Source organism: Chryseobacterium sp. S0630, from assembly GCF_024158915.1.
Taxonomy (GTDB): domain Bacteria; phylum Bacteroidota; class Bacteroidia; order Flavobacteriales; family Weeksellaceae; genus Chryseobacterium.
Window position 1 is genome coordinate 1 of sequence record NZ_JAMZGF010000114.1, and the last position, 2,687, is coordinate 2,687.

Sequence of the window (2,687 nt, forward strand, 5' to 3'; positions counted from 1 at the left end):
GAGTCCGGTACAGTACCGAACTCTTTCATATAATAATATTGTTTAATTTTGTCTAAACTTTTGGGTGCAGTCCAAAAATCAGGGGATTGAATTATGGATTATTATCTATGATTGAAATAACAAATATTTAGTCTTCTATTTAATTATGAATTACTTTTCTATAAATAAAAGATTGCTTTTCACTGATTATATTTAAATCTTTAATATTGACTTTTTTATTATCAATAAATTCTTTAAGAAAGTTAGCATCCTGTTTTAATTTTAAAGAAAATGAATACGTTTCATTTTCTTTCATATTAAATGTTTCATTTGACTTAAATATAGGATCATAAATGAATTTATCTAAATCTACAGCGCCTATGAATGTTTTCTTTTCAAATGCTTCAAAGTTTAGTATATTATTATTTATTGTTTCATGTATTTCAATCCAACCAAAGGGTTTTTTGAATTTCCTTTTAAAAGGTAAATAGTATTCTTTCTTTTTTTTAGTTGAGAATTATATTCATTGATCATTTTTTTTTCGATAGAGTCAACAGGGGAGGATAATGAGAAAAGGTCTACTTTCACAATGTTATTATGTTCATCGTATAGAACAATTCTAGGGGATAATAAATTTTTTCTCTTCTCATTAAAATTCTCCAAATTGTATGAGTATTCATCAATATCAAAATAGGTTTCAAATCCTTTGGGATTAACTACTAAGTATTGAGCCCTATTCAGTAAATTCTGAATGCTATAGTTGATGATTAATTTACTTTCCTTATAGTCAAAACTCTCAATCTTTATGTTAAAACTTTGCGCATTAAATAAAGATGATATTAATATTAAAAGACATCGTAATAATTTCATTTTGATTGAATTTTATAATTTTGGTGGAAATGTATTAACTCATTTAAATCATAACCTAGTTGCTCAATTCGCAATTTAAAATATTTATAATTTATTCCTCTTGAACTGTCTATTTGGTTTTGTAAATAGTTGGCATAATACTCATTATAAAATTCTCTTACCTCCCAACCTCTTTTCTTACCTGTGAAATAATGATCTCTGAAAGGGGTGTAATAATATTTTATAAAATAGTGATGATTTAATTCGTGAAATAAGCTCAAAAACATGTCCCAATTTGTTTTATTTCGCTCCATATTTAATTTAACATTACCAGGCTCATATTGTGCCCAATCACTTGCGGGTGCATTGTCGGTATAAACTATTTTATCACCATCTGCTAATCTATTTAAAGTCTTAACTTTTTCAACCATTGGTTCCGCATTAGAAAATTTAGCTGGATCGCTTGGTTTAAATCCTGCATCATCAAGTTCCTTTTTATATTTACTATTCACATTAAATTTATGCGCAAGAAAATTAAAAGCAGTAACCATCAATCCCTGTCCTGCTCCCATCCAGAAATTTCCACCTCCTAAAACAGAACCGACACCACCGCTTACTGCTCCATTGAAGAGGGCAAAACGGTCGCTTCTTAGTATATTATTTTCTCCTACATGTTTTGCAGCCAGATCTAATAAATCATTAGACGCGCTTGCAAAGGCGCCACTTAAAGTTCCACTCCAGAAGTTTCCGCCCTGCATGTAGGAAAGTGTTCCCTGGGTTATAGCATGGGCTCCGGCTCTAGCAATAATCAGGCTTGTCTGGCTTAAGGAATTTGCTATCTGTCCTCCTGCTCTAAAAAGTTCACCGACACCAAATGTTAAATAAGAGGTCATAGCAGCAAGAGTTACTGATTGATATAGACTTCCAATATTAACTGGTCTGTTCATAATATAATCACCAGTGATGGAAGTAACAATTGCGGCGGCAAATGCAACAAGCATAGCGGCAGGAAGTGCATACTCCCCATTAGGGTCATTAAACATTAATGGATTATTCATTACATATCCATATTTGTTATAACTCTGTGTATTGTAAGCGTCCTGAATATTTTCATCTGCATTTAAGAATCTCCTCAATAACGGATCATATAATCTTCCATTCATATGAATGATTCCAACTTCCATAAAGTGCTCATGAGATGTATAACCTCTTTCCAATAATAACCCTCCTGCGTTTACAATTTCCTGTATTTTATTTACATCAGTTATTATCTGCCCGTTGCCAATCTGGAGATGAGTTAGGTTACCCCAAGCATCAAAGTGTCTTTGTTCCAGCTTGTTTCCAGCTTCATCACTAATGGCTAAGATACTGCCTAAATAATCCTTGTGCAAGAATTTATAGGAAGCAGATGTTTCATTATAATTCTTAACATAAATAATAGAACTTTCGTAAGGAGATCCACCAATATAAAGAATATGTTTTTCTTTACCTGTGATATTGTCTTTTGTTACCTCGAAACTTCCGTCTTCACTGTAAAATTTAGTGAATTTTCCATTTCCGTCGGCATTAAAATTACCTCCGTAAGTAACTCTTTGTCTCATTGCAGTCAGTCCATATTGGAAGGCGGCATCACCCTTCAATCCATCATGAATACAGAGTCATTATTCTCATAATCAAAAGATTCAATAATGTTAAAATCTCCTCCAGTAGTTCTGCTTTTCAGTTGATTTTGATAGCATCGAATGAATAGGAGAGTTGTAGAATGTTCCTGTTCTTGATTTCCCGGATAAATCTGCTTTTACACCCAATAGTAACTATTACTTATTCAGTATTCCTCAGAGAGAGTTTGAGAATAACCC

At 32.2% G+C, this 2,687-nt stretch carries 3 protein-coding genes; all 3 read right to left on the bottom strand.

What is annotated here, in order from left to right; all coding sequences use genetic code 11:
* Window positions 1-139 precede the first annotated feature (139 nt).
* On the bottom strand, window positions 140-295 hold the full coding sequence (locus tag NK356_RS23960; protein WP_253318238.1) for a hypothetical protein: 156 nt from the start codon (window positions 293-295) through the stop codon (window positions 140-142).
* A 110-nt stretch (window positions 296-405) separates the two neighbouring features.
* Window positions 406-849, bottom strand: a complete 444-nt coding sequence (locus NK356_RS23965; RefSeq protein WP_253318239.1) for a hypothetical protein — start codon at window positions 847-849, stop codon at window positions 406-408.
* The gene (locus NK356_RS23970) at window positions 846-2,429 is read right to left on the bottom strand and encodes an RHS repeat domain-containing protein (RefSeq protein ID WP_253318240.1); all 1,584 of its coding nucleotides are present in this window, start codon (window positions 2,427-2,429) and stop codon (window positions 846-848) included. Before NK356_RS23970 ends, NK356_RS23965 begins: the two co-directional genes overlap by 4 nt.
* Between the last annotated feature and the right edge of the window lie 258 nt (window positions 2,430-2,687).